Source organism: Actinomyces urogenitalis (assembly GCF_002861525.1).
GTDB lineage: Bacteria > Actinomycetota > Actinomycetes > Actinomycetales > Actinomycetaceae > Actinomyces > Actinomyces urogenitalis.
Genome location: NZ_PKHA01000006.1, coordinates 1 through 24,809, shown reverse-complemented (window position 1 = coordinate 24,809; position 24,809 = coordinate 1). Strand labels below are relative to the sequence as shown.

General features: G+C 68.8%; 22 protein-coding genes, 1 tRNA gene, 1 pseudogene and 1 riboswitch. Of the genes and pseudogenes, 13 read left to right on the top strand and 11 right to left on the bottom strand.

The features are described from left to right. Window positions 1–19: 19 nt before the first annotated feature. The gene (gene hrpB / locus CYJ26_RS06680) at window positions 20–2,740 is read left to right on the top strand and encodes an ATP-dependent helicase HrpB (protein WP_101638168.1); all 2,721 of its coding nucleotides are present in this window, start codon (window positions 20–22) and stop codon (window positions 2,738–2,740) included. 131 nt (window positions 2,741–2,871) lie between these two features. Continuing rightward, on the top strand, window positions 2,872–4,233 hold the full coding sequence (locus tag CYJ26_RS06675) for an amidohydrolase (protein ID WP_006547915.1): 1,362 nt from the start codon (window positions 2,872–2,874) through the stop codon (window positions 4,231–4,233). 48 nt (window positions 4,234–4,281) lie between these two features. On the opposite strand, the gene CYJ26_RS06670 is transcribed toward CYJ26_RS06675, so the two are convergent. After that, window positions 4,282–5,991 carry a DUF885 domain-containing protein gene (locus CYJ26_RS06670; protein WP_101638167.1) on the bottom strand — a complete coding sequence of 570 codons (1,710 nt, stop codon included), beginning with the start codon at window positions 5,989–5,991 and terminating at the stop codon, window positions 4,282–4,284. 150 nt (window positions 5,992–6,141) lie between these two features. On the opposite strand from CYJ26_RS06670, the gene CYJ26_RS06665 reads away from it, so the two are divergent. Further along, on the top strand, window positions 6,142–6,810 hold the full coding sequence (locus CYJ26_RS06665) for a low molecular weight protein-tyrosine-phosphatase (RefSeq protein WP_101638166.1): 669 nt from the start codon (window positions 6,142–6,144) through the stop codon (window positions 6,808–6,810). Here CYJ26_RS06665 and CYJ26_RS06660 read toward each other — a convergent pair. After that, the gene (locus CYJ26_RS06660) at window positions 6,791–7,795 is read right to left on the bottom strand and encodes an alpha/beta hydrolase (RefSeq protein ID WP_034235003.1); all 1,005 of its coding nucleotides are present in this window, start codon (window positions 7,793–7,795) and stop codon (window positions 6,791–6,793) included. The two genes, CYJ26_RS06665 and CYJ26_RS06660, sit on opposite strands and share 20 nt — an antisense overlap. A gap of 147 nt (window positions 7,796–7,942) precedes the next feature. Beyond that, window positions 7,943–8,035: riboswitch (SAM riboswitch) on the top strand. Between the two features lie 4 nt (window positions 8,036–8,039). Here CYJ26_RS06660 and CYJ26_RS06655 point away from each other — a divergent pair. The 3 genes from CYJ26_RS06655 (at window position 8,040) to CYJ26_RS06645 (ending at window position 10,849) form a co-directional block, all read left to right on the top strand. Then, window positions 8,040–9,119, top strand: a complete 1,080-nt coding sequence (locus tag CYJ26_RS06655) for a methionine ABC transporter ATP-binding protein (RefSeq protein ID WP_101638165.1) — start codon at window positions 8,040–8,042, stop codon at window positions 9,117–9,119. Next, a complete protein-coding gene (locus CYJ26_RS06650) occupies window positions 9,116–9,847 on the top strand; it encodes a methionine ABC transporter permease (protein ID WP_006547910.1) in 732 nt (243 codons plus the stop codon). Before CYJ26_RS06655 ends, CYJ26_RS06650 begins: the two co-directional genes overlap by 4 nt. A 102-nt stretch (window positions 9,848–9,949) precedes the next feature. Next, on the top strand, window positions 9,950–10,849 hold the full coding sequence (locus CYJ26_RS06645; RefSeq protein ID WP_006547909.1) for a MetQ/NlpA family ABC transporter substrate-binding protein: 900 nt from the start codon (window positions 9,950–9,952) through the stop codon (window positions 10,847–10,849). Window positions 10,850–11,008: 159 nt separating this feature from the next. On the opposite strand, the gene upp is transcribed toward CYJ26_RS06645, so the two are convergent. After that, the gene (gene upp / locus CYJ26_RS06640; RefSeq protein ID WP_006547908.1) at window positions 11,009–11,647 is read right to left on the bottom strand and encodes a uracil phosphoribosyltransferase; all 639 of its coding nucleotides are present in this window, start codon (window positions 11,645–11,647) and stop codon (window positions 11,009–11,011) included. Window positions 11,648–11,783: 136 nt separating this feature from the next. Between upp and tadA the strand changes: the two genes are divergently transcribed. Together tadA and CYJ26_RS10730 are read left to right on the top strand one after the other, a co-directional pair. Next, window positions 11,784–12,215 (top strand): tRNA adenosine(34) deaminase TadA, encoded by a 432-nt coding sequence (gene tadA, locus CYJ26_RS06635; protein ID WP_048682659.1) that lies wholly within the window; start codon window positions 11,784–11,786, stop codon window positions 12,213–12,215. A gap of 135 nt (window positions 12,216–12,350) precedes the next feature. Further along, a tRNA-Ser gene (locus CYJ26_RS10730) sits at window positions 12,351–12,439 on the top strand. A 1,269-nt stretch (window positions 12,440–13,708) separates the two neighbouring features. On the opposite strand, the gene CYJ26_RS06630 is transcribed toward CYJ26_RS10730, so the two are convergent. The 3 genes from CYJ26_RS06630 to nrdF all read right to left on the bottom strand — a co-directional run bounded on the left by CYJ26_RS06630 (window position 13,709) and on the right by nrdF (window position 16,862). After that, the gene (locus CYJ26_RS06630; protein WP_006547906.1) at window positions 13,709–14,542 is read right to left on the bottom strand and encodes a formate/nitrite transporter family protein; all 834 of its coding nucleotides are present in this window, start codon (window positions 14,540–14,542) and stop codon (window positions 13,709–13,711) included. Window positions 14,543–14,640: 98 nt separating this feature from the next. Beyond that, window positions 14,641–15,609 carry a hypothetical protein gene (locus CYJ26_RS06625; RefSeq protein ID WP_006547905.1) on the bottom strand — a complete coding sequence of 323 codons (969 nt, stop codon included), beginning with the start codon at window positions 15,607–15,609 and terminating at the stop codon, window positions 14,641–14,643. A gap of 278 nt (window positions 15,610–15,887) precedes the next feature. Continuing rightward, the gene (gene nrdF, locus CYJ26_RS06620) at window positions 15,888–16,862 is read right to left on the bottom strand and encodes a class 1b ribonucleoside-diphosphate reductase subunit beta (protein WP_006547904.1); all 975 of its coding nucleotides are present in this window, start codon (window positions 16,860–16,862) and stop codon (window positions 15,888–15,890) included. A gap of 188 nt (window positions 16,863–17,050) precedes the next feature. On the opposite strand from nrdF, the gene CYJ26_RS06615 reads away from it, so the two are divergent. Together CYJ26_RS06615 and budA are read left to right on the top strand one after the other, a co-directional pair. Next, the gene (locus tag CYJ26_RS06615; RefSeq protein ID WP_034235019.1) at window positions 17,051–17,716 is read left to right on the top strand and encodes a nucleoside/nucleotide kinase family protein; all 666 of its coding nucleotides are present in this window, start codon (window positions 17,051–17,053) and stop codon (window positions 17,714–17,716) included. 57 nt (window positions 17,717–17,773) lie between these two features. Further along, window positions 17,774–18,490 (top strand): acetolactate decarboxylase, encoded by a 717-nt coding sequence (gene budA / locus CYJ26_RS06610; RefSeq protein ID WP_006547902.1) that lies wholly within the window; start codon window positions 17,774–17,776, stop codon window positions 18,488–18,490. Window positions 18,491–18,594: 104 nt separating this feature from the next. Here budA and nrdE read toward each other — a convergent pair whose 3' ends face one another. From nrdE to nrdH, 3 genes are read right to left on the bottom strand one after another with little or no spacing between them, the layout of a single operon-like run. Further along, complete coding sequence (gene nrdE / locus CYJ26_RS06605; protein ID WP_006547901.1) at window positions 18,595–20,748, bottom strand: class 1b ribonucleoside-diphosphate reductase subunit alpha; 2,154 nt, start codon at window positions 20,746–20,748, stop codon at window positions 18,595–18,597. Next, complete coding sequence (gene nrdI / locus CYJ26_RS06600) at window positions 20,733–21,206, bottom strand: class Ib ribonucleoside-diphosphate reductase assembly flavoprotein NrdI (protein WP_006547900.1); 474 nt, start codon at window positions 21,204–21,206, stop codon at window positions 20,733–20,735. Before nrdI ends, nrdE begins: the two co-directional genes overlap by 16 nt. 19 nt (window positions 21,207–21,225) lie before the next feature. Continuing rightward, entirely contained in the window at window positions 21,226–21,471 is a 246-nt protein-coding gene (nrdH, locus tag CYJ26_RS06595) for a glutaredoxin-like protein NrdH (RefSeq protein WP_006547899.1), read from the bottom strand. Between the two features lie 547 nt (window positions 21,472–22,018). Here nrdH and CYJ26_RS06590 point away from each other — a divergent pair. The 3 genes from CYJ26_RS06590 (at window position 22,019) to CYJ26_RS06580 (ending at window position 23,879) form a co-directional block, all read left to right on the top strand. After that, the gene (locus CYJ26_RS06590; RefSeq protein WP_006547898.1) at window positions 22,019–22,537 is read left to right on the top strand and encodes a transcription repressor NadR; all 519 of its coding nucleotides are present in this window, start codon (window positions 22,019–22,021) and stop codon (window positions 22,535–22,537) included. 155 nt (window positions 22,538–22,692) lie between these two features. Beyond that, window positions 22,693–23,079 (top strand): DUF4956 domain-containing protein, encoded by a 387-nt coding sequence (locus tag CYJ26_RS06585; RefSeq protein ID WP_101638164.1) that lies wholly within the window; start codon window positions 22,693–22,695, stop codon window positions 23,077–23,079. A gap of 14 nt (window positions 23,080–23,093) precedes the next feature. Then, window positions 23,094–23,879, top strand: coding sequence for a polyphosphate polymerase domain-containing protein (locus CYJ26_RS06580; RefSeq protein ID WP_006547896.1), 786 nt, complete (start codon window positions 23,094–23,096; stop codon window positions 23,877–23,879). A 69-nt stretch (window positions 23,880–23,948) separates the two neighbouring features. Here the strand turns inward: CYJ26_RS06580 and CYJ26_RS06575 are convergent, their stop codons facing one another. Both CYJ26_RS06575 and CYJ26_RS06570 read right to left on the bottom strand, forming a co-directional pair. Further along, window positions 23,949–24,605 carry an Ig-like domain-containing protein gene (locus tag CYJ26_RS06575; protein ID WP_006547895.1) on the bottom strand — a complete coding sequence of 219 codons (657 nt, stop codon included), beginning with the start codon at window positions 24,603–24,605 and terminating at the stop codon, window positions 23,949–23,951. Between the two features lie 33 nt (window positions 24,606–24,638). Continuing rightward, a pseudogene (locus CYJ26_RS06570) lies at window positions 24,639–24,809 on the bottom strand (IS3 family transposase); the annotation flags it as partial.

The following is a 24,809-nucleotide window of genomic DNA, read 5'->3' as shown; positions in this document are numbered from 1 at the left end:
GCCCAGCCACAATGGCCGCGTGAGCAGCACGCCGTCCGAACCTCCCTCCGACCCCATCGCCCTCCTGCTGGCCGACCCGCCGCAGCTTCCGGTGGTGGCTGGCCTGCCGCGCCTGCGTGAGCTGCTCACCGCTGAGGCGACGACGCCGCAGCAGGGCGCGTGCGTCGTCGTCACCGCCCCGCCAGGGACGGGAAAGACCACCCTCGTGCCGCCGCTCGTGGCCGACGTCGTCGCACGCCGCAGCGCAGGGCACGCCCCGGGCGCCGCCTCCCAGCCCGGCCGCGTCCTGGTCACCCAGCCCAGGCGAGTCGCGACCCGGGCCGCGGCTCGGCGCCTAGCCAGCCTGCTCGGCGAGGAGATCGGCCAGAGCGTGGGTTACGCCGTGCGCGGGGACCGGCAGGTCGGCCCCGCCACACGCATCGAGGTGGTGACCGCAGGCCTGGCACTGCGCCGTCTGCAGGCTGAGCCTGACCTGCCGGGTGTCGACGCCGTCATCCTCGACGAGGTCCACGAGCGCTCCATCGAGGGCGACCTCTTGCTCACCCTGCTGCTGGACGCGCGAGCCCTGCGCGAGGACCTCACGCTCGTCGCCATGTCCGCGACCCTGGACCTTGCGCGCCTGCCGCAGATGCTGGGCAGCCAGGGCACGCCGGCCCCGGTCCTCGACGTCCCCTCTGCCCTGCACCCGCTCCAGGAGCGGTGGGCGCCCCCGCCCGCAGGCGTGTCCCGGCTCGCCGCCCACGGCGTTGCGCGCGAGTTCCTCGCCCACGTCGCCTCCACCACGCTCCAGGCGCTGGAGGGTTCCGGGGACGTCCTGGTCTTCCTTCCCGGGGCCCGGGAGGTCGACGACGTCGTCGCCCGCCTGCGCAGCCAGGTGCCGCCCGGCGTGGACGTCCTGCCGCTGCACGGCCGCCTGGGGGCTGCGGCGCAGGACGCGGCCCTGGCCCCCTCGTCTCCTGGCCGGCGACGCGTCGTCGTGGCGACGAACGTCGCCGAGTCCTCGCTGACCGTGCCGGGCGTGCGGATCGTCGTCGACGCCACGCTGGCACGTGAGCCTCGCGTGGACGTGGCCTCTGGGATGTCCGGCCTGGTGACCGTCGGCGAGTCCCGGGCGGAGGGGATCCAGCGCGGCGGGCGTGCCGGGCGCGAGGGGCCGGGCGTCGTCGTGCGCTGCTGCACGCAGGTGGACTGGGCCCGCGCGCCCCAGGCGCCGACGCCCGAGATCCTGTCCTCGGACCTGACCCGCACGGCGCTGGAGCTGGCGGTGTGGGGCGCCCCGGGTGGGCGCGGCCTGATCTGGCTCGATGCCCCGCCCGAGCCTGCGATGGCGGTGGCCTCACAGGCCCTGAGCGAGTTGGGCCTGATCGATGAGGCTGGCAGCGTGACGGCGCTGGGACGTGCGGTCGCGGCGGTTCCCGCTCCGGTCCGTGAGGCTCGCGCGCTGCTCCTGGCGGCCGAGGTTGTGGGGCAGCACCGGGCAGCACAGGCGACGGCGCTGCTGACCGCAGGGCTGCGCGCTCCCGGTGGCGACCTCACGGCCTTGGCTCGCTCGGTACGCGCGGGTGGGGACGGCGCGCGCTCCTGGCACGAGGAGGCCCGGCGTCTGGAGCGTGCTGCGGCCCACGGCCGCACGTTGGGCGGAGGCGAGGCCCTCGCCGCGGCCGTCGCTGAGGTGGCATCCCGCACGAGTCAGGCCCTTGGCCAGGCGCCGACCGCGAGCGTGGACGCCGTCGGCCTGGTCGCGGCCCTGGCTCATCCGCAGTGGATCGCCTGCCGCCGTGGTTCCCTGCCTGCAGCCGGTCAGGAGGCGAGGTACGTCGGGGTCGGAGGTGTGGGGATGCGCGTGGCAGCAGGCTCCCCTCTGGCAGCCTCCCAGTGGCTGGCGGTGGCTGAGGTTGACCGCGCGCCTGGACGCGCCGAGGCGCTGGTACGTGGTGGCGCCCCTGTTGACGAGGAGCTGGCGCTCGCCGTGGCTGCCAGGTGGCTGACCGAGCGCGAGGAGGTCAGCTGGGAGCAGGACCGGCTGCGAGCCCGCCGGGTCCGTGGCCTGGGCGCGATCACCCTGTCCCAGACGCCGCTGTCCGTGCCCTCGGCGCAGGCGGTGGCACGCGCCGTCGTCGAGCGCGGCAGCGAGGAAGGACTGGACTTCCTGCCCTGGGAGGTTGGCGAGCATCCTGCCGGCGTGCTGCGGGCGCGGCTCGCACTGCTGCACCGGGTGCTGGGGGAACCGTGGCCTGCCGTTGATGACGCGTCCCTGCTGGCGCGCGCCGAGGAATGGCTGGTACCAGCGGTCCGGGCGGCGGCCGGCGCAGGCAGGCGCTTCGAGGTGGGACGCCTTGATCTCACGACGGCGCTGCGCACCCTCCTGCCCTGGCCACAGGCCGCCAGGCTCGACGAGCTGGCCCCCGAGCGCCTCACGGTTCCCTCAGGATCCCAGGTGCGGCTGAGCTACCTGGGTGAGCAGGGCGAGATGCTTGAGCGCCCCGTCCTGGCAGTGCGGGTCCAGGAGTGCTTCGGCTGGGCGAGCACTCCGCGGGTGGCTGACTCCCGCGTGGGCGTGCTGCTGCACCTCCTGTCTCCCGCACGCCGGCCCGTGGCCGTCACAGACGATCTGCGCTCCTTCTGGGAGGGGCCGTATCAGCAGGTGCGCCGCGAGCTGCGCGGACGCTACCCCAAGCACTCCTGGCCCGAGGACCCGTGGACGGCTCCGGCGATCCGGGGGACCAAGCGCCGGGGCTAGCTCTCCCCCTCCCCCGCTCGCCTCACCACCGGGGTTTTCTGCTCTGGACCGGGGGCTAGGCGCGGTGCAGTCCCCGGTCCAGAACACGAAACCCCGGTTCTGATGGTCCGGGCGCCGCGCACAATGAGTCCATGAGCGAGCTGCGCGACCTGTCCCGTCCCACCACCCCTTCCACTGCCGTCCAGGACCTCATGGCACGTGAGACGGCGGCACGGCAGGCCAGCGTGCCGCCCGCGCAGGAGCTCGCCGAGCAGGCCGGAGCAGATGCGGCGGCGCGCCAGCATCTGGCCGAGGTCATCACGGAGCTCAGCCCCCAGATCGTCGCCCTCTCACGTGATATCCACGCCCATCCGGAGGTCGGTTACACCGAGCACCACGCCGTCGCGGCTGTGGCTGGTGTGCTGCGACAGCACGGGATCGAGCCGGATGAGGCGGTCTTCGGGATGGATACGGCCCTGCGGGCGCAGGTCGGACCGCAGGAGGGCGTGGGCACGATCGCGATCCTGGCCGAGTTCGACGCTCTGCCCGGCATCGGCCACGGCTGCGGTCACAACGTCATGTGCGCCAACTCCGTGGGGGCCTTCCTCGCGCTGGCAGAGCTCGAGCGCCGTCAGCCCGGCACGCTGCCCGGCCGCGTCATCCTGCAGACCACCCCTGCTGAGGAGAGTGACACCGCCAAGGAGCGCCTGGCCGTGGCCGGCATGCTCGACGGCGTGGACGCCGCGATCCAGACCCACTCCTACGCCCACGACGTCGTCGACCAGCCCTGGCTCGGGGTGCGTCGGATCCGGGCTGTGTTCACCGGCGTGCCGGCGCATGCCGCCTCCCAGCCCTTCATGGGGCGCAACGCGCTGGACGCCGCCACCCTGGCCCTGACCGGGATCGGCCTGCTGCGTCAGCAGATCACGCCCTGGGACCGCCTCCACGCCGTCATGGTCGACGGCGGCCAGGTCGCCAACATCATCCCCGAGCGCACCGAGCTGTCGATGTTTGTGCGCTCGAAGTACGCCGCCACTCTCAAGGACCTGGTGGGACGGGTCGAGGACGTGCTGCGCGGGGCCGCGCTCATGACCGGCACGGGAGTGGAGATCATCACCGCGGACTACTCCAACGAGATGCCGGTGCGCGCCAACGGCCCGCTGCTTGAGTCCTGGACCCGCTCCCAGCGTGCCCGCGGCCGCGACCCGCTGGCGGCCGACGTCCTGCCCGAGCAGGTGGCCGCAGGCACCGACTTCGGCAACGTCTCCCAGCGGGTGCCAGGCATCCACCCGCTCATCAAGGTCACGCAGGACGGGGACGTGGCCCTGCACACGCGCGAGATGACGACGGCGGCAGGCTCCCCCACCGGCGACGCGGCGGCGGTCGACGGCGCCTACGGCCTGGCGGCGGTGGCGCTGGACTGGCTCTCGGACGCCGACCTGCGCGAGGCCGTGCGAGCCAACTTCGAGGCCAGCGGAGGCGTGGTCGACGTCGAGCACTTCTGGGACGAGTAAGCCCCTCCCCCTCAGGGCCGTGGCTTCGATAGAAGGACAGGCGCCGCCTCAGTCCGCCAGCGCCTGGCGCAGGACGTCCAGGCCCACGCTGCCCAGTCGCAGGGCGCGCATGTGGAAGTTCTTCAGGCTCGTGCCCCGGGCCACGGCCTCGTCACGCACCTGCTCCCACAGGCGCTGGCCGACGGCGTAGCTCGGCGCCTGCCCGGGCCAGCCGAGGTAGCGGTCGAGCTCGAAGCGCAGGAACCCTTCGCTCATCGCCACGTTCTCGCGCAGGAAGGCCCAGGCGGACCCGTAGTCCCAGCGGCCCTCGCCCACCCCGGGCAGACACGCCAGCTCAGCCGGGCGCTCCTTGCCCAGGTGCACGCCGATGTCGAGCACCACGCGCGCCGCGCGCAGCCGCTGGGAGTCAAGCATGCCCATCCGGTCGCCCGGGTCGTCCTGGAAGCCGAGGTCCGCCATGAGCTTCTCGGCGTACAGCGCCCAGCCCTCGCCGTGGCCGGAGACCCAGCAGCCCAGACGCCGCCAGGAGTTGAGCTCGTCGCGCACGTAGGTCTGCATCCCCACCTGCAGGTGGTGGCCAGGCACGCCCTCGTGGAAGACGGTGGTGCGCTCCTGCCAGGCGGCGAAGGTGTCAGTGCCCTCGGGCACGGACCACCACATCCGGCCCGGCCGGCTGAAGTCATCCGAGGGTCCGGTGTAGTAGATGCCGCCCGTGGCCGAGGGGGCGATCATGCATTCCAGCGTCCTGAGCGGGGCCGGGATGTCAAAGTGCGTGCCGTCCAGTGCAGTGATCGCCGCGTCAGAGGTCTCCTGCATCCACTGCTGAAGGGCCTTCGTGCCGCGGATGGAACGGGCCGGGTCCTCGTTCAGCCGGTCCAGGGCCTCACGTACGCTCGTGCCCGGCCCATAGAGCCGGCTCGCGATCTCCCGCTGCTCGGCGTCGATCGCCGCCAGGCGCTCGCGGCCCCACTCGTAGGTCTCGTCCAGGTCGACGACGGCGCCCAGGAACTCCCGGCTGAAGCGGGCGTAGCGCTCGCGCCCCACGCTGTCGGCCTCGCCCGAGCGCGGCATGATCTCAGCCTCCAGCATCCGGGCCACGTCATCGTAGCCCTGGCGCGCTGCCGCGGAAGCCTCCTCCAGGTCAACCTTGAGGGCCTCAGGCAGCTCGGCGCCGTCGGCGAGCCTGGCCTGGCCAATGAGAGTCGTGTACGAGCTCGTGGCCGCCCCGGCCTGGTCCCGGGCCTGCTCGATGCAGGCGCGCACCTGGCGGCGGGCCGCGACGTCCCCGCGAGAGGCGGCCAGGCGCAACGAGGTGGCGTACTCACTTAGCGCGCGCGGGACGTCCCGCAGGCAGGAGGCGAAGTCTGACCAGTCCTCCTCGGTGGCCGTGGGCAGGTTGTCGAAGAGGTCACGCAGGCCTTGGATCGGCGAGGCGATGTTGTCCAGCGCGCGCAGACGCTCGCCAGCATCAGCCAGCTCGACACCCACCCCGAGCCGCTCGCGCATGGCCGCCACGGTGACGCGGTCGACGTCGTCAGCCGGCTGGACGCCGTCGAGCTCGGCCAGCGTGCTGCGGTCCAGCTCGGTGGCCTCCTGGAGGGCCTCGGGCGAGTAGCCGTCCAGGACGCCCCGCTTGCCGGGCAGTCCGACGGCGACGGCGAACTCTGGGGAGAGCTCGCACAGGCGGGTCATGTAGCGCTCGGCGACCTCGTCGACGGCGGTGGGGCGGCGCGCGGGCAGGGCCTGGGTCTCAGTCATGCCCCGAGGGTACGGCCCGCTGGCGCCACGCGCCGGTGATCTGGCCCTGCTCCGGCCGCCAGGCTCGGCGTCGGGCGGCGTACTCCTGGTGTTCACCTGCTGTCACGGCGTCGTCACCGCCACGACAGACCGGCTTGGAAGGCTCGCCCCATGAGCGAGACCATGACCCTCGTGTCACCCATCATCACCCCCGCTGATCTGCCCGCCCCGCGCACCACCACCGAGCCCTACCGGATCGTCATGGTCTGCACCGGCAACATCTGCCGCTCGGCCATGGCCGAGGTCGTCCTCATCGACCGCCTCACGGCTGCGGGCGTGCCCACGGACGGTGCCGACGGCGTCCTGGTCACCTCCGCGGGAGTCTCGGACGAGGAGCTGGGCAACCCCGTGGACCGGCGGGCCCGTCGGGTCCTGGCTAACCATGGCTACGGAGTCGGAGCCTCTCCGGCCGATCGTGCATGCGCTGGCGCCATCGCCACGCACCACGCCCACCGGCTGTCTGACCGCGAGCTCGCCGACGCCGACCTCCTGCTGGCCATGACCTGCGGACATCACCGCGAGATGACACGCCGTGCCGAGCGGCTGGGCCTGGACGCCTCACGAATCCGGATGTTCCGCGAGCTGGATCCTCACGCTCTTGCCCAGCGTCAGGAGCTCGCCGAGGGCGCCGGAGCACGCTACAGCCTCGATGTGCCCGATCCCTGGTACGGGACGGTGGAGGACTTCGTGGAGACCCTGGAGGTCGTCGAGCGCGTGAGCGACGCCCTCACCCCCGCGCTGGTCGAGCTCGCTGCTGGATCTAGCCCAGACGGGCGGTGAGCCAGCCCGTCAGTGCCTGCAGGTACTGCGTCCGCGCGGGCTCAGGCGAGAGCGCCAGGTCGTGAACGCCTCCCTCGATCTGGCGCACTGTGACGTCGTTGCCCAGGTAGGGCGCCCGGTCAAGCATCTGGTCCACGCTGAGGACGACGTCGCAGCGCAGTGCCTCCTCACGCGTCGCCTCGGCCCCGGCCGACGCCGTCGAGCAGCACAGCAGGATCGGGACCTCGATGCCGAGTCCGTGGTGGACCTCGCGCTGAAGCCTGCGGATACCCGCCAGGAACCCTGCCCGGACCGGGAAGGACGGACTGGGTTTGAGGGTGAGGTCCCAGTCCCACTCCCCGCCCCACTGCCGGTGAAGGCTGTGGGCGTACAGGTCAGCGTCCTCGGCCTCAGCCTCGGCCGGGTTGTCAATGACTCGCTCCGGGGCACGCCGTGAGAGCAGGTCGACAAAGGCCGAGCCGTAGGAGCGAATGAGGGCGGAGGAGTTGAGGTCCAGCCACGGGGAGTTGAGAGTCAGGGCCTCGACGCTGCCCGGATGGTCAGCGGCCCAGATGACAGCCTGCAGCCCGCCGGTTGAGTGGGCGTTGAGGACGACGACGTCATGGCCGTGCTCCTGCCGAATGATCCGCAGGGCCTCAGCGATCTCCTCGTCATGGACGCGCAGGTCACGCACGTCGTGGGGCGACCAGTAGCCCAGCCCCGCCCGCCCGCAGGCGCGCAGGTCCAGGGCGTAGAACTCGTAGCCAGCCTCGTCCAGCGCGTCAGCCACCCAGGTCTGGAAGAAGTAGTCGCTGCGACCGTGGAGATAGAGCACGGCGCGAGCGTGACGCGGCCGCACGCCGTCGGCCGGCTCGGCCTGGCGGCGGTAGACCAGCATGGCGTGGTCAGCACCTGGGGCCGCCTCGGACTCGGTGACGGGGATCCTGCGGGCGAGCCAGGGCTGGCCCAGGATGTCAGTGGTGACGTTGGCGCTGGTGGCACTCATGCACTGATCCTGGCACCGTGGCAGGAGTGTGCGCAGCCGTTTTTCGCCCGTGGCTGCCATGGCCGACCTCGCCGGGGCCAGCGTGACCTTCATCCCTCTGCACCGCGCGTACTTGAACGGCCCGCTGGACGCTGCCTATCGTTGCCATGACCATCCAGAGCAACCGAGAGACCTGGCTCGACGACGTTGCAGCAACCCCCGCTCATGCGGTGAGGGTGCTTCCGCCAGGACCGATGGAGGAGCTATGAGCGCAGTCTCACCACATCCCACCGCCATCGACGTCCCTGCTGGCCCCGATGCAGCGGACGCCGGTGCGGCCGCAGGCGGGGAGCCGATGATCTCCCTCAAGGACGTCCACAAGGTCTACCGCCTCTCCGACGGCAGCGAGGTCCGCGCGCTGGACGGGCTGAGCCTGGAGATCCAGCCCGGCACGATCCACGGCATCGTCGGCACCTCCGGCGCAGGCAAGTCCACCCTGGTGCGCTGCCTGACCAGCCTGGAGCCGGTGACCAGCGGTACCGTGCGCGTGGCCGGCAAGGACATGTCCTCCTTGTCCGCCCGCGAGCTGCGCGAGGCCCGCCGCTCGATCGGCATGGTCTTCCAGCACGCCAACCTCCTGGAGCAGCGCACGACGGCGCAGAACATCGCCTACCCGCTGGCGATGGCGGGCGTGCGCAAGGGCTCGCGCCACGAGACCGTGGAGAAGATGCTGGACCTGGTGGGTCTGGCCGACCGCGGCGCCTCCTACCCGGCCCAGCTGTCCGGGGGCCAGAAGCAGCGCGTGGGAATCGCGCGGGCCCTGTCGGACCAGCCCTCGGTGCTGCTGTGCGATGAGCCGACCAGCGCCCTCGACCCGGAGACCACGCGCTCCATCCTGGAGCTCATCCGGGACGTGCGCGACCGCCTGGGCGTCACCGTCGTCATCATCACCCACGAGATGAGCGTGGTCCGCGCGATCTGCGACTCCGTGAGCCTGCTGGAAGCCGGCCGTATCGTCGAGTCCGGGCCCATCGAGGAGGTCGTCTCGGACGTCACCTCGCGCCTGTCCCACGAGCTCGTCCCGGTCCCTGTCATCCCCGACGCCGCGGTGCACGAGGGCGAGGCCGTCATCGACGTCGCCCTGACCGCTCACCCCGGTCAGCCCGCCGCCGCCCAGGTCCTCGCCCTGGTGGCCGAGCAGGGCGCTGACGTAGCAGGCGGCGTCTTCGAGACCCTTGGCCAGGCACAGGTCGGACGCCTGGCACTGACTCTTCCCGCTGAGCGCACGCAGGCCGCCCTTCAGGCCCTGCGAGGTGCCGGCGTCGTCGCGGAGGTGCGCGCATGAGCGTCCTGACTACTGCCCTGACCAGCCCCCTTGCGACCGGGCTGCTCGCCGCCGCCGAGGACGGCACCTGGTTCGAGCGCAAGGTCATTCAGCGCAAGCTCGTCTCGGCGACCATGGAGACCCTGGGCATGACCTTCGTGTCCGGGGCGCTGACCATCGTCTTCGGCCTGCTGCTCGGCCTGGCGCTCGTGTCCACCGGCAAGCGCGGTCAGCACCGCAACCGGACCGTCTACGAGGTCCTGTCCCAGATCGTCAACTTCGGCCGCTCGATGCCCTTCATCATCCTGCTGGTCGCGATCATGAGCTTCACGCGCTTCCTGCTGGGGACCTCGATCGGCTGGCAGGCCGCCTGCGTCCCGCTGACAGTGGGTGCGATCCCCTTCTACGCCCGCCTGGTCGAGACCGCGATCTACGACGTCGACCGCGGCAAGGTCGAGGCGGCACTCATGATGGGAGCCTCGGGGCGCCAGATCACCTGGGGCGTGCTCGTGCGCGAGGCGCTGCCCGCCCTCATCTCCTCGGCCACCGTCACCATCGTCACGCTGCTGGGCTACTCCGCCATGGCCGGCACCGTGGGCGGCGGAGGCCTGGGTGACCTCGCGATCCAGTACGGCCACAACCGCAACTGGACGGACGTCATCATCATCACCGTCGTCGTCATCGCCGTCATCGTGGCGATCATCCAGGTGCTGGGCGACGCCCTGGCGCGCCTGGCCGACCACCGCTGACGTCTCCTGACTCGCTACCGCCGTCGTCATCCGAACCTCGGCGGCGGGTGCCATACCCACCACAAGCCTCCTGACCCAACCAAGAGAATAGGAACCCACGCCATGTCCCTCACAATCTCCCGTCGCTCCGCCGTCGCCGGCGGCCTGGCAACCGCCCTGGCCGCTACGCTCGCCGCCTGCGGCAAGAGCTCCGACTCCGCCTCCAGCTCCTCGACCGCCTCGGCTGCCTCCGGCAGCTCCGACGGCGAGGTCGACGGCATCACCGTTGACGGCGACGTCACCACCATCTCGGTGGGCGCCACCCCCAACCCGCACGTCGAGATGCTGCAGTGGATCCAGGACAACCTGGCTGCCGACGCCGGTCTCAAGCTCGACATCGTCGAGATCACCGACTACCAGACCCCCAACTCCTCCCTGGATGACGGCTCCCTCGCGGCGAACTTCTACCAGACCCCCAACTTCCTCAAGCAGCAGGAGGAGGAGAAGGGCTACGACTTCGAGGCCATCGCCGACGTCCACATTGAGCCGATGGGCCTGTACTCCTCGAAGTACAAGTCGGTTGACGAGATCCCCGACGGCGGCACGATCGTCCTCAACAACGACCCGGCCAACACCGCCCGCGGCCTGAAGCTCCTGGAGCAGGCTGGACTGATCAAGCTGGACGAGTCCGTTGAGATGCCCTCGGACCTCGACGTCACCGAGAACTCCAAGAACCTCACCTTCACCACGGTCGACGGCGCCCAGGTCGCTCGCACCATGGAGGACGCCGACGCCGCGGTCATCAACGGCAACTACGCCCTGGAGGCCGGGCTCAAGCCCAACGAGGACGCCCTGGTGCTGGAGAAGGCGGAGGGCTCCCCCTACGCCAACCAGCTCGTGGTGCGCGCGGCGGACAAGGACAACGAGTCCCTCAAGAAGCTCGCCGAGCTCATGAACGCCGACGCCTTCCGCACCTGGATCGAGGAGAACTGGACCGACGGCTCGGTCCTGCCCGCCTTCTGATCCTCTGCGGACCTTCTGGCCCGACGCGTCGCCCGTCCTGCGCCTACCTGCGCGGGGCGGGCGACGTCGTCTCCCTGACAACGACGGCGGGGCGCAGCCGGGTGCCGCGCCCCGCCGTCGGCGAGGTTGAGGAGGTAGGCGTCAGGTGAGCCGGCTGGCTCAGTCGACGATGCCGTAGAGGCGGTCGCCGGCGTCGCCCAGGCCCGGGACGATGTAGGCGTGCTCGTTGAGGTGATCGTCAACGGCAGCGGTGACCACCGTGACGTTGGCACGCTCGCCCACCGACTCCTCCAGCTGCTTGACGCCCTCAGGCGCGGAAATGAGGCAGATCGCGGTGACGTCCCGGGCGCCACGCTCCAGGAGGTAGTCGATGGCGGCCACGAGGGTGTGGCCCGTGGCGAGCATGGGGTCGATGACGAAGCACTGCCGTCCGGACAGGTCCTCCGGCAGGCGGTTGGCGTAGGTCTCCACCTCCAGGGTGTCCTCGTCGCGCTTCATACCGAGGAAGCCGACCTCGGCGGTGGGAAGCAGGCGGGTCATTCCCTCCAGCATGCCCAGGCCGGCGCGCAGGATCGGGACGACGATCGGACGAGGGTCAGCCAGGTGGCGGCAGTTGGCGACCGCGACCGGGGTCTGGATCTCAACCTCCTCGGTGCGCACGTCGCGCGTGGCCTCATAGGCCAGGAGTGTCACCAGCTCGTCGACGAGCTGGCGGAAGACGGCGGACGGAGTCTCCTTGTCTCGCAGGACGGAGAGCTTGTGGTCAATGAGCGGGTGGTCAGCAACGTGCAGGCGCATGGTCCAAGCCTACGGCGTGGGGATCGCTCATCGCCGCCCGGAGGGAGCTGAGCCTGCCAGGACCGGGATGCGGGGCTGAGACAGGTTGTGGGAGGCTCGAGGCGTGAGCATCACTGAGGAGTGCTACGGCCGGGCGATGAGCCGGGCGCTTGAGCTGGCCCGAGCGGCAGCAGAGGACGCAGAGGTGCCTGTGGGCGCCGTCGTCCTCGATCCTGGCGGCCGGGTGATCGCCGAGGCCGCGAACGCCCGCGAGACCGAGCACGATCCGACGGCGCACGCTGAGGTCCGGGCGCTGCGTGCGGCTGGCGCGCGGCTGGCGGACTCGCATCTGGACGGGTGCACGCTGGTGGTCACGTTGGAACCGTGCACGATGTGCGCCGGGGCGATCCAGCTCGCGCGGCTCCAGCGTGTGGTCCTGGGGGCGTGGGAGCCCAAGACCGGAGCGTGCGGGTCTGTGCGTGACGTGCTGCGGGACCCGCGTGCGAACCACCAGGTTGAGGTAGTCGCCGGCGTGGGGGCCTCGGAGTCAGAGGCGCTGCTGCGCGAGTTCTTTGCCCGGCGCCGGTGAGGCGACAGCGGATCAGGCGCCGCAGCGCAGCGGAGCAGCGGAAGGAGGATCCGCTACCTCAGGCGCTGGCGTGAGCGACCTCGCAGCGCGATGGAATTGGGGATAGGCACGGTGACGTGTACCCTCGATCTGCGAGGTAGTGTGTCCGAGCGGCCGAAGGTGCAGATCTCGAAAGTCTGTGTGGTTCATAGCCACCCTGGGTTCGAATCCCAGCACTACCGCCACGGGAAGCCCCGCCATTCCAACGAAAAGTCGGAGTGGCGGGGCTTCTGCGTGTAGCGCGTGCAACCCGCGTGCAACAACGGGAAGACCTTGAGGAACAGGTGCCCTCTCACGGGAGGTTCCTGGTCTCTCACAGGAGAGCGTCTCCGGGTCACGAGGCTAGGTGCCAGTAGTGTGTTGACCGCCTTCACCCGGCAACTCTCCCCCAGAACACTGCTGTCCGCTGCTGGGGAGGAGAGGAGTCAGGGAGGGGGTGAGGGCCGTGCCGAGACAACCGAAAGGCCGTCACGCACACGTCCGCGAGACAACGGACACGGCCCGGACGGTGAGCGTCATGTTGAACGCAGTCGCTCACGTCATCCGGGCCGTTGCTGTCCTTGTGGATGCCCTCAGTGAGTGGTTCAAGTAGCCGCTCACTATCGGGGCCTCACCTGGTTGCAGCCGGGTGAGGCCCCACCATTATCGCCGCCCACCTCCCTCAGATTCAAGAGGACGCCGGGCACAAGGAGAAGTGGTCGGGGTTGAAAGTAGTACTAGTACCTTCAAACCCGGCACGCTCCAAGGGTATCCAGGCGTACGCAAAGACACCCCCTGTGTCCCACCTCAAGGGCGAGACGACGGTGAGGCTGTAACGAAAAAACTCCCGCAATCGCCCTGTACGGGCACGAGACCACGCCCTCCCTCCGGGGGGGCGCGGCGGCGGGTGCCGGAGCCCCTACGGGCCTGCCAGCAGCGTCCTAGAGGCCCAAAAAACAGAAGGTTCACGACGCACGCAGTGCCGGGGCTGCTATCCAGCGGTTCCAGGGAGACCCAGGGAGGGGGAGGCACCCCCACCCCCTCACCCTTCGCATCGCTCCGCGTATAGGCACTCGGATTCTGTACGGGTTTGAGAGTCGCCCTGAGGGCACGGCCCCGGCGGCATAGCGGGATCTCTCCCCGCCGTTTTTCTCCACCGGCTCCCCAAACAGGGGTACGCGATGATTGCCTGCCCTCCAGCAACAAGCCCCCTGGGATACACCTCACCCCGGCCCCTTGCTCCGCGAGCGCGAGGGCGTGAATCTTTGAACCCCTCACGCACTTCCTGCCGCTCCCCGCGGTCTGCGCACAGCGCCGTTCGCTCCCTCCCCCGGGGTATCGAAAGCATGGACATCCTCAGCAAAGACGGGTGCGGCCCCGCAACCGGTCTGGTCACAGGGCCGCTGTCGAGAAATGCCGAGCACGCCGGAAGCGACGAGGGGGGTGAAAGCAGCGCAAGCCCCCCCGTCACCGGCTCAGGAGGCCTTGGCGGCCTCCTTCTGCTCCTGTTCTGCACGAGCCTCGGCAGCTCCCGCCTCGATCTTGTGGGCCGCCAGGTAGGCCAGGGCCACGAAGACGGCCCCACCCACGATATTTCCGGCACCCACGATGAGGATGTTGCGGGCCGCCGCGGCCAGGGTCCCGCCGTCGACCCCCTCGAAGATGCCCAGGGCGAAGGTCGTCATATTGGCCACGACGTGCTCGAACCCGGAGGTCACGAAGGCTGCCAGGCACCACGCCATGGCGATCATCTTGGCGACCTCGCTGGTGGATCGGGTCACGCACCAGATCGCCAGGCACACCAGGACGTTGCACATGATGCCGCGGGCAAAGAGCTGGATCGCGGTGTAGTGGCTGCCCTTGTTGAGCACGGCGGCGGCCAGCATCGCGCCGCCTGCCGTCTCAGGCCCGAGCACACCTGAGAGGTGGACCAGGTAGGCCAGGACGATCGAGCCTAGGAGGTTGCCCACGAGCATGAACAGCAGGACGCCGACTCCCTTGGCCCAGGTGATGGACTTGCGCGCCCCGCCGATCGTGAAAGTCATCATGGCGCTGGTCGCGAGCTCACCGCCGGCGAAGACGCACAGGATGAGTCCGATGCCGAAGACGAGGCCGCCTACAAGCGGCGCCCAGGGGTCGCCAGCCTCCTTCATGGGGCCTGCAGCGGTGAACATGAAGACGTCGGCGATCCCGATGTAGGCGCCGGCGAGCATGGTGGAGATGAGGAAGGGGAAGGGCTTACGTGCTCCGCCGGTACGGGTCACGGCGTAGCCGCCCTGGTACTCGACGTTCTGGGTGACAGTCAGCATAGGAAGATGATCCCTCACCCTGGGGCTGCACGCATGACTTTCGACCCAGACGCCGGAGCTGGCAGGGTCGGCACCGGGCCGGTCGCCCCCCAGCGCGGTCAGTCCGGGATGATGAAGGAACAGCCGAGGGCAAAGGGGAAGCCCGGCTGGAGGATCGCGTCGACGACGGGCTGCGCCATGGCGACCAACCGCTCAAGGTCGAGGGACTGCTGGGCAGGGTCGGCGTGCGCACCGTGGGTCCTGGTATCCGCCAGGAGGCTGGCGTAAGGCACGTCGAGGTCGAGCAGCGCCATGCCGCCGGAGTGCTGGGCCTGCTCCCACGCCCCGCCCTCCATCTCCAGCAGGGTGCCGAGGTGGAAGTGCAGCACGCCGTCGTCGTCAACCTCGCTGGGTGCCGAGAGCAGGTGGTGGGCCTCAGGATCATGGGGGGCCCGAAGCGTGAACAGGAGGATGGCGCGGTCACGCGCGGCGCGCAGCATGAGCCGGGCGATATGGACCGAAAAGCCGGTGATGTCAAAGTCGCCAGCGGTCACCCCCATCGCCTCCTCGATGCTCAGCGGTGCCGACAACGGCACCGGAGCACCCGTGCCCGGGTCGTTGATCGCCCGGCGTCCCGACGGCGTGATGGCCTTGAGCATGAGGACCGGGCCGACGGCGCAGCCAGGCTCCGCCCCTGACGCTGCGGCGGCGTCGTCCAGCACGGGGCACGCATCAGCGTCAGGTGCGGTAGGAGGAAGGAGCGTGCCGGTCTCAACGCGCTCGCTCCAGCCCTCAGGGACGGGCGAGGGCCCGTCCTCCGTCTCGACGTGCCCCAACCCCAGGACCTGGGCGAGGTCGGTGCCGTCTGTGGGACGGTGCCAGGTGATCTCAGCGCCGTCGTGCCAGATCGGGACGACGCCGTTAAAGGGCACCCCGAAGCGCACGTGCTGCGGACCAGTGGGGGCAGCAGCGGCCGTCAGGTCATGGTCGGCGTCGTCCTGCGGCGGAAGGCCGGGGATCGCAGGCTCCATCGGGTCCTGCGATCCGTGCCTGTCCCGATCCGCTCGCCCCACGAAGTACTCGCTCATAACCACAAGCCTACGGGCTGAAGAACATCAGGCCTCGTTCAGCAGGACGTCCAGCACCTCAGGTGCCACGAAACGCCTGGGGTGCCAACCAGGTACAGGTCCCTCTCACTTTCCGGGCCATACGGTCCGTTGATGACTAACAAGTGGCACTTGTCAGTCATCAAAGCCGTCTCGATGCCACACATCGCCCCTGTCCCAGACACGACAAGACGTGTGTGCTCCCCGAGCGCACAGGCTCGGGGAGCACACACGTGTTGCAGGATCGGCTCAGTCGAGCGTCAGAAGTCCCAGTCCTCGTCCTCGGTGGCCTCGGCGGTGCCGATGACGTAGGAGGAGCCGGAGCCGGAGAAGAAGTCGTGGTTCTCGTCCGCGTTCGGGGACAGCGAGGCGAGGATCGCAGGGTTGACGTCCACGGCGTCGGCCGGGAACAGCGCCTCGTAGCCCAGGTTCATCAGCGCCTTGTTGGCGTTGTAGCGCAGGAACTTCTTGACGTCCTCAGTCAGGCCGAGCTCGTCATAGAGGTCCTCGGTGTACTGCTCCTCGTTGTCGTACAGCTCCATGAGCAGGTCGAAGGTGTAGTCCTTGAGCTCCGCCTGGCGCTGCGGGGAGGACTCGCGCACGGCCAGCTGGTACTTGTAGCCGATGTAGTAGCCGTGGACGGCCTCGTCGCGGATGATGAGGCGAATGAGGTCCGCGGTGTTGGTCAGCTTGGCGTGGCTGGACCAGTACATGGGGGCGTAGAAGCCGGAGTAGAAGAGGAAGGACTCCAGCATGGTCGAGGCGACCTTGCGCTTCTCCGGGTCATCACCGCGGTAGTAGTCCAGGATGATCTTGGCCTTGCGCTGCAGGTTCTCGTTCTCCTCGCTCCAGCGGAAGGCCTCGTCGATCTCCGCGGTGGAGATGAGGGTGGAGAAGATCGAGGAGTAGGAGCGCGCGTGCACCGACTCCATGAAGGCGATGTTGGTGTACACGGCCTCCTCGTGGGGCGTACGAGCGTCCGGGATCAGCGAGACCGCACCCACCGTGCCCTGGATCGTGTCCAGGAGGGTCAGCCCCGTGAACACACGGGTGGTCATGTTCTTTTCCGCCTCATTGAGCGTGGCCCAGGACTGGACGTCGTTGGACAGCGGAACCTTCTCCGGCAGCCAGAAGTTACCGGTCAGACGGTCCCAGACCTCCAGATCCTTGTCGTCAACGAGGCGGTTCCAGTTGATCGCCTGGACGCGGTCGATGAGCTTGATCGGCTCCGGCATGGGCTTCCTCCGTGATGGTGCGAGCGTGGTCTCATGCTACCGATCAGCACCGAGCAGAACAGGCCGCCCCCGCCCGGCAAATCTCACCTGTGCCGGTCACCTCACCGACGCCTCACCATGCGCCCACCCCGCGCTCATCAGGTCCCGCCCGCCTTCGGTGCGACCCCAGGGCCCTCATACTGAGGTCCATGAGCCGTTCCTCCGCCTTCACGCCTCGCCTGCCGTCCCTGGTGACCCGGCTGAACGCCATGCTCGACGACGGCGCCGACCGTATCGTCGTCGGGCTCGCCGGCGCGCCGGGCTCCGGCAAGTCCACCCTGGCGCGACTGCTTGCACGCCGCCTGGACGAGCGCGGCCTGCTGGCTGGCGAGGTGCCCATGGACGGCTTCCACATGTCCAACGCCGTGCTCGACCAGCTCGGCCGTCACGGGCGCAAGGGGGCACCCGACACCTTCGACGTGGCCGGATACCTGGTCATTCTCGACCGCATCCGGCGCACCGGTCCCGACGGCCCCGCCGAGGTCCTCGCCCCGGTCTACCGACGCGACCTGCACGAGCCGGTAGCCGCAGGCACGCGGGTGCAGGGGCGCGGCGTCGTGGTCACCGAGGGCAACTACCTGGCCCTGGACTCCGGCGGCTGGGAGGGCGTGCGGGAGCGGATCGACCTGCTCATCATGCTTGAGGTCCCTGAGCACCATCTCATCACCCGCCTGATCCGCCGTCACAAGTCCTTCGGTCGCACGCACGCGGACGCCGCCCACTGGGTGCGAGCCGTTGACGTCCCCAACAGCCGCCTCGTGGCGGCCTGCGCCGGACGCTGTGACGAGGTGTGGCACCTGGAGGAGCAGGACTGAGCGGCCGCGCACCGAGCACGGCCACCGCTGAAGGCTCCCGGCTCCTACCCTGGAGCCATGCAGGTCACCCGGCATGAGATCTTCCAGACCAGCCTCATCACCGCCCTCGCCCAGGGCGTCTACGAGGATGAGATGACCCTGGCCGAGCTGCTGGGGCACGGCTCCTTCGGGATCGGCACCTTCAACGAGCTCGACGGCGAGATGGTGGTGCTGGGCGGCACCTGCTACCGCCTGCGCTCGGACGGATCGGTGAGCGTACCGGACCTGAGTGAGCGCACGCCCTACGCCGTCGTGACCAACTTCGTGCCGACGATCCGACGCACCATCACGGGGCCGCTGAGCCGCCAGGAGTTCTCGCAGGTCGTGGACGGCCTGGTCCCCAGCTCGAACTACATGTACGCCCTTCAGGTCACGGGCCGCTTCGAGTGGGCCAGCGCCCGCACGGTCGAGCGTCAGGAGCGGCCCTACCGCCCGATGGTCGAGGCCACCGACGGCGAGGAGGTCGTGGTGCGCCGGGACTTTGCGGGCACGATCGCGGGCTTCCGCACGCCGCTGTATGAGTCAGGGATCTCCGTGGCCGGTTGCCACGCGCACGTCATCAATGACGAGCGCAGCTGGGGCGGGCACCTGGTGGACTTCGTCCTGGCCGAGGGACGGGTCGAGCTGTGCCTGGGCACGGACTTCCGCCTGTGTCTGCCGCTGACCGAGGAGTTCGGCGCCGCGGACCTGAGTGAGGACATGAGCGAGGAGATCAAGCAGGTCGAGCACCACTGACGCCCAGACGCTGGAACCACGCGCGTTGGGAACGACGGCGGGGCTCGCCTTCCGCGTGGAAGGCGAGCCCCGCCGTCGTCAGCCGCTGACCACGAGCCGAGGCCTCAGAGCATGCAGGACACGCAGCCCTCGACCTCGGTGCCCGTGAGCGCCGCCTGGCGCAGACGGATGTAGTAGAGGGTCTTGATGCCCTTGCGCCAGGCGTAGATCTGGGCCTTGTTGACGTCTCGCGTGGTCGCGGTGTCAGGGAAGAAGAGCGTCAGGCTCAGTCCCTGATCCACGTGCTGGGTGGCCACGGCGTAGGTGTCGATGATCTTCTCGGGGCCGATCTCGTAGGCGTCCTGGTAGTACTCCAGGTTCTCGTTAGTCATGTAGGGCGCCGGGTAGTAGACGCGCCCGATCTTGCCCTCCTTGCGGATCTCGATCTTGGCCACGATCGGGTGGATCGAGGAGGTCGAGTTGTTGATGTAGGAGATCGAGCCGGTCGGCGGGACCGCCTGGAGGTTGCGGTTGTACATGCCGGTCTCCCGGATCCGCTTGGCCAGGGCCGCCCAGTCCTCGCGGGTGGGGACCGTGATCGAGGAGCGCTCGAACAGCTCCTTGACCTTGTCCGTGACCGGCAGAAAGTCCTGGGCCGTGTACTTCTCGAAGAACGCCCCCGAGTAGTAGTCCGAGTCCTCGAAGCCCACGAAGGACTCCCCGCGCTCGACCGCCAGCTCGTTGGTGGCCGTCAGGGCTGCGTAGAGCACGCAGGCGAAGTAGACGTTGGTGAAGTCCAGGCCCTCCTCGGAGCCGTAGAAGATGCGCTCGCGCGCCAGGTAACCGTGCAGGTTCATCTGCCCCAGGCCGATGGCGTGAGACTCGTGGTTGCCACGGTTGATCGAGGGTACCGAGGGCAGGTCCACCTGGTCGGAGACGGCGGTGAGTCCTCGCACGGCGGTGCGGATGGTGCGCATGAAGTCCGGGGAGTCCATCGTCTTGGCGATGTTGAGGGATCCCAGGTTGCAGGAGATGTCCTTGCCCACGTGCGCGAAGGACAGGTCCTCGTTGAGCGTGGAGGCCTCAGAGACCTGCAGGATCTCCGAGCACAGGTTGGACATGATGACCTTGCCCTTGATGGGGTTGGCCTTGTTGACCGTGTCCTCGAACATGACGTACGGGTAGCCGGACTCGAACTGGATCTCGGCCAGGGTCTGGAAGAACTGGCGAGCGTCAATACGGGTCTTGTGGATGCGCGGGTCGTCCACCATCTCCCGGTACTTCTCCGTCACCGAGATGTCGGAGAAGGGCACCCCGTAGACGCGCTCGACGTCGTAGGGGCTGAACAGGTACATCGGCTCCTTGTTCTTGGCCAGCTCGAAGGTGATGTCCGGGATGACCACGCCCAGCGAGAGGGTCTTGATGCGGATCTTCTCGTCCGCGTTCTCACGCTTGGTGTCCAGGAACCGCATGATGTCCGGGTGGTGGGCGTGCAGGTACACCGCCCCCGCCCCCTGGCGGGCACCGAGCTGGTTGGCGTAGGAGAAGGAGTCCTCCAGCAGCTTCATCACCGGCACGACGCCGCTGGACTGGTTCTGGATGCGCTTGATGGGCGCGCCCATCTCACGCAGGTTGGTCAGCAGCAGGGCCACGCCGCCTCCGCGCTTGGACAGCTGGAGGGCAGAGTTGATCCCGCGGGCGATGGACTCCATGTTGTCCTCGATACGCACGAGGAAGCAGGAGACAGGCTCACCACGCTGAGCCTTGCCCTCATTGAGGAAGGTGGGGGTGGCCGGCTGGAAGCGACCGGTCATCATCTCCTCAACCAGGTCCAGGGCAAGCTGCTCGTCACCGTCAGCCAGGGCCAGGGCCACCATGGACACCCGGTCCTCAAAGCGCTCGAGGTAACGCTTGCCGTCAAAGGTCTTGAGCGTGTACGAGGTGTAGTACTTAAAGGCGCCCAGGAAGGTCTGGAAACGGAACTTGTGGGCGTAGGCGGCCTTGAAGACCTGCTTGACGAAGTCCGGGGAGTACTTGTCCAGGATGTGGCCCTCGTAGTAGCCCTCCTCGACCAGGTACTCCAGCTTCTCCTCCAGGTCGTGGAAGAACACGGTGTTCTGGTTGACGTGCTGGAGGAAGTACTGGCGCGCAGCCTCGTGATCGGCGTCGAACTGGATCTGCCCGTTCGCGTCGTAGAGGTTCAGCTTGGCGTTGAGGGCGTGGTAGTCGAGGCTCGGGTCAACAGTCTCCGAGCCGGTGTCCGTCAGCGTGTCTGCCAAAACGTGTCCAATCCTTCTTTGACGCGTGCCACGTCAGTGGGGGTGCCGAGGAGCTCGTAGCGGTACAGGAAGGGCACCTTGAGCTTGGCGGAGATGATGTCACCGGCGATGCAGTAGGCCTCGCCGAAGTTGGTGTTGCCAGAGGAGACCACTCCCCGGCACAACGCGCGGTTGTCCGGGTTGTTGAGGAACTTGATGACCTGCTTGGGGACAGCGCCGCGAATGCTGCCACCCCCGTAGGTGGGGACAACAAGCACGTACTCACGGTCCACCGTGAGCGGCTCCTCCTTGGGACGCAGTGGGATCCGCGCACTCGGGTAACCCAGCTTGGTGACAAAGCGGTGCGTGTTCTCCGAGGTGGAGGAGAAGTAGACGAGGAAGGGGCCGTCGTCGGCCTCAGTCCCCGAGGCGGCTGAGGCCGACGACGCAGCCTCGTTCTGCGTGGTCGAGGCGCTCACGACTGCGGGTCGCCCCGTCTCAGATCGCGACGGCCTCGACGGCGGAGGTCAGGGCCTTGATCTTGTCCGGGCGGAAGCCAGACCAGTGGTCCCCACCAGCCATGACGACCGGCGCCTGGGCGTAGCCGAGAGCCTTGACCTGCTCCAGCGCCTCGACGTCCACCGAGATGTCCACCGTGGAGTACTCCAGGCCAGCCTTGTCCAGGGCACGGTAGGTGGCGTTGCACTGGACGCAGTTGGGCTTGCTGTAGACGGTGATCGCCATATCAGTCACTTCCTGGCTCTGGTCTGGACGGGTGGTCAATGTGGTTCCGCACGCCTGACCGAGGGGCACCCTGGCGGGATTCCAGCGGTGTAAGCACACGGATGTAGTTCGCGGGAGGGCAAGGGCGCCTCGCGAAGCAAGACACTACCCCTTGGGGTAGGGGCACGCCATCACCCCAAGATGATGTGGCCAGTGTGTCGTTGTGCATCACAACCTTCCTTCCTGTGGACAGCTCACGTACCCCTGTGGGTAAGTGCGGCCGGAGGGCCTCATGCACCCTCGACCACCCCCCTGTTGGCAGGTCCGTGAAACGGCAGAACCATCGTCCCCTGGGGGTACGACACAAATTCCCGCACTCAACCCACAGGCACCCACCCCACCCCCATCCCTCCTGTCCCCACCCTGGGGACAAACTCGGCAAACTCACCTTGCTCACACCCCCGGCCTCGGCGTGTCGCCCGCACCCCAGGCCACAGACCCACCGTGCTACGTTCCACATATCTCACCGCACCCCACATCGGCCTCACAGCCGAGCAAGGAGGAGGACATGGAGGCTGCTCGACGCCGCGAGGCGATCCTCACCCGGCTCTCCCAGGCCAGCACGCCCGTAGCCGCCGCCACGCTCGGCGAGGAGATGGGCGTCTCCCGCCAGATCGTCGTCGGCGACGTCGCCCTCCTGCGGGCCGCAGGGCACCCCGTGCGCGCCACCAACCGCGGATACGTCCTAGCTCGCCCGTCCCGCGCCCCCAGGCGCTCAGTCGCCGTGCGACACAACAGCAGCGAGACTGCCGCCGAGCTGCGAGCCGTCCTGGCAGCCGGCGGAACCGTGCTGGACACCTCCATCGAGCACGGCCTGTACGGACAGATCACCGTTGACCTCCTCATCCGCTCACCCGAGGACCTGGAGGACTTCCTCACCCGCCTGGACCGGGCGCCGGGAGCCACTCCCCTGTGCACCCTCACCGACGGCTGGCACACCCACACGATCGAGGCTGAGAGCGAGGAGGTGCTCGACGCCGTCGAGCAGGCCCTGGACAGGCTCGGTTTCCTCCAGAAGCAGGTCTGAGGCAGCCGAGCTCCACTGCCAGACCAGACGAGCACCACCCCACACCCACCCACTTCCCACTCAGTCCACACACAGGTCACACGCCCTTCACAGGCACTTCACGGACTTGCCTCGTTCACTCAGGTCATCACCACTACGACTCGAGGAGTCCGTCCATGAGCCTGACCACGCTCGCCTATATCGGCGTCGATCTCATCGCCCTCGCGGTCCTCGTCGGCGCCCTCTACCTGCCACGTCACCGCCACCAGGTCATCTTGCTGGACCGCGCCTTCGCCGATGAGAGCGCCCTGCGCAGCCACCTGGAGAGCCTGCTTGGCGCGCAGGTCCGTTCCCTGGTGGTGCAGCGTCTCGACCTGGTCAACGACATCACGTTGGTGGACGTGCGATACAAGGTCCTGGCACGTCGCGCCGGCTCTGCCGCTGTGCCGTCGCACTCTGCTTCCTCCGCCGCGACGGCGGCCGGCGAGGCGTGGACCGCGCCGACCCAGCTCGCTGACGTCCCGCGTTCCTACCAGCCGCGCACCGCCCACCCGGCTGCCTAGCGAGAGGGGCCATCATGGAGGTGCTCAGGACCGGCGACCTGCGCCCGATCTCGCTGGAGGAGCTCAACGCCGCCGCCAGCCTCCTCACCCGCGTCGACCGCAAGTACCTCGTGCCAGCCCACGTGGCCCAGGGACTCGTGCAGGCACTCGCGCCGCGCGCTCGGGTGCTTGAGATCGAGGGCACGCGCAGCTTCTCCTACGCCTCGACCTACTTCGACACCCCTGCACTGGAGAGCTACCTGGCCGCAGCCCGCAAGCGCCGTCGTCGTTTCAAGGTCCGCACGCGCAGCTACCTCGACTCCGGGCTGACCTTCCTAGAGGTCAAGACCCGCGGTGCGCGCGGTGCCACCGTCAAGAAGCGGGTGCCTTACGGGGCCGACGATGCCGACCGCCTCACGCCGCCTGGGCGCACCTTCGTCGCCCAGCGCCTGGGCGAGGCCGGGATCATCCCTACGGCTGCCGGTCGCCTGGAGCCGGTCATGGCCACCACGTACTCGCGCAGCACCCTGCTGCTGCCCGACGACGACGCCCGCCTCACGCTGGACACCCGCCTGACGTGGCAGGAGGCCCTGCCAGGCGGTGGCCGAGGGGCACGCCGCACGGCTCACGGTCTCGTGGTGGCGGAGACGAAGAACCCGGCCACGCCCTCACCGGCCGACCGCTGGCTGTGGGCCGCCGGGTACCGGCCGGCAACGATCTCGAAGTACGCCACCGGGATGGCAGCGCTGCACCCGCAGCTGCCGTCCAACAAGTGGCACCGGATCCTCGGTAGAGAGCTGGCGGCCGCCTGCCAACACTGAGCGGGCCTGCTGCGAGTACGCACCGTGACGGTGCGGCCTCGCGGCAGGCCCGCTCAGCTATCTGAGGACTCAGTGGGCGCGCTTGCGCGCGGTCACCGCAGCCGCTCCGCCCAGGCCAGCCAGGGCGATGACGGCGACCCCGAGGCCGAGGGCGTCAACACCGGTCTTGGCCAGGCTCTTGCCCTTGACGACCTTGGTGGTCTTCTTGCCACCGGCGGCCTTGTCGGCAGGCTTGTTCGTACCCTGCTCACCGGCGGGAGCGCTCCCGTTGTCGGTGTTGCCACCAGGCTGCCGAGGCTTGTCCGTGCCGCCGTTGCCAGGCTGCTCGGTACCACCGCTGTCCGAACCACCGTTGCTGGGCTGGTCGGTCCCGCCATTGTCGGAGCCACCGTTACCCGGCTCCTCCGGAGTGGTGGACTTCGCAACGACCGTGACGGTCGCCTTGACCGGGAAGCGCTTGGTCTGCGAGGCGGCCTCTGTATCACGATCCATGGCAGCAGCCGGCAACGCCACCGTCACTGTGCCGTTGACGGCGAAGACGTTCTCCTCGGCGTACTTCGCCTCTGCGTAGTCATCCCAGGTCACAACCTCGTCGGTCTCGTCTCCGTTGCTCCAGATCACCGTGACAGTCGTGGGGAGCTCAGGGCGGGTACCAGCGATGGTCTTGACCGCGATCTCATCCGCCGCGGGCTTGACCGGCTCGGCCGGAGCCACGACGACGGTCACTGGGACTGCTGAAGGTTTGGTTGACCTCCGGGTTTATGCCGCCAGTGTTGCGGTTGGTTTCATGATGAGTTCGAACTCGACGGGGGTGAGTTTCCCGAGTCGGCGTTGACGGCGTTTGCGGTGGTACTTCCCCTCGATCCAGGACACGATCGCCAGCCGTAGTTCCTCTCGTGTGCTCCAGGACCGTCGGTCGAGGACGTTCTT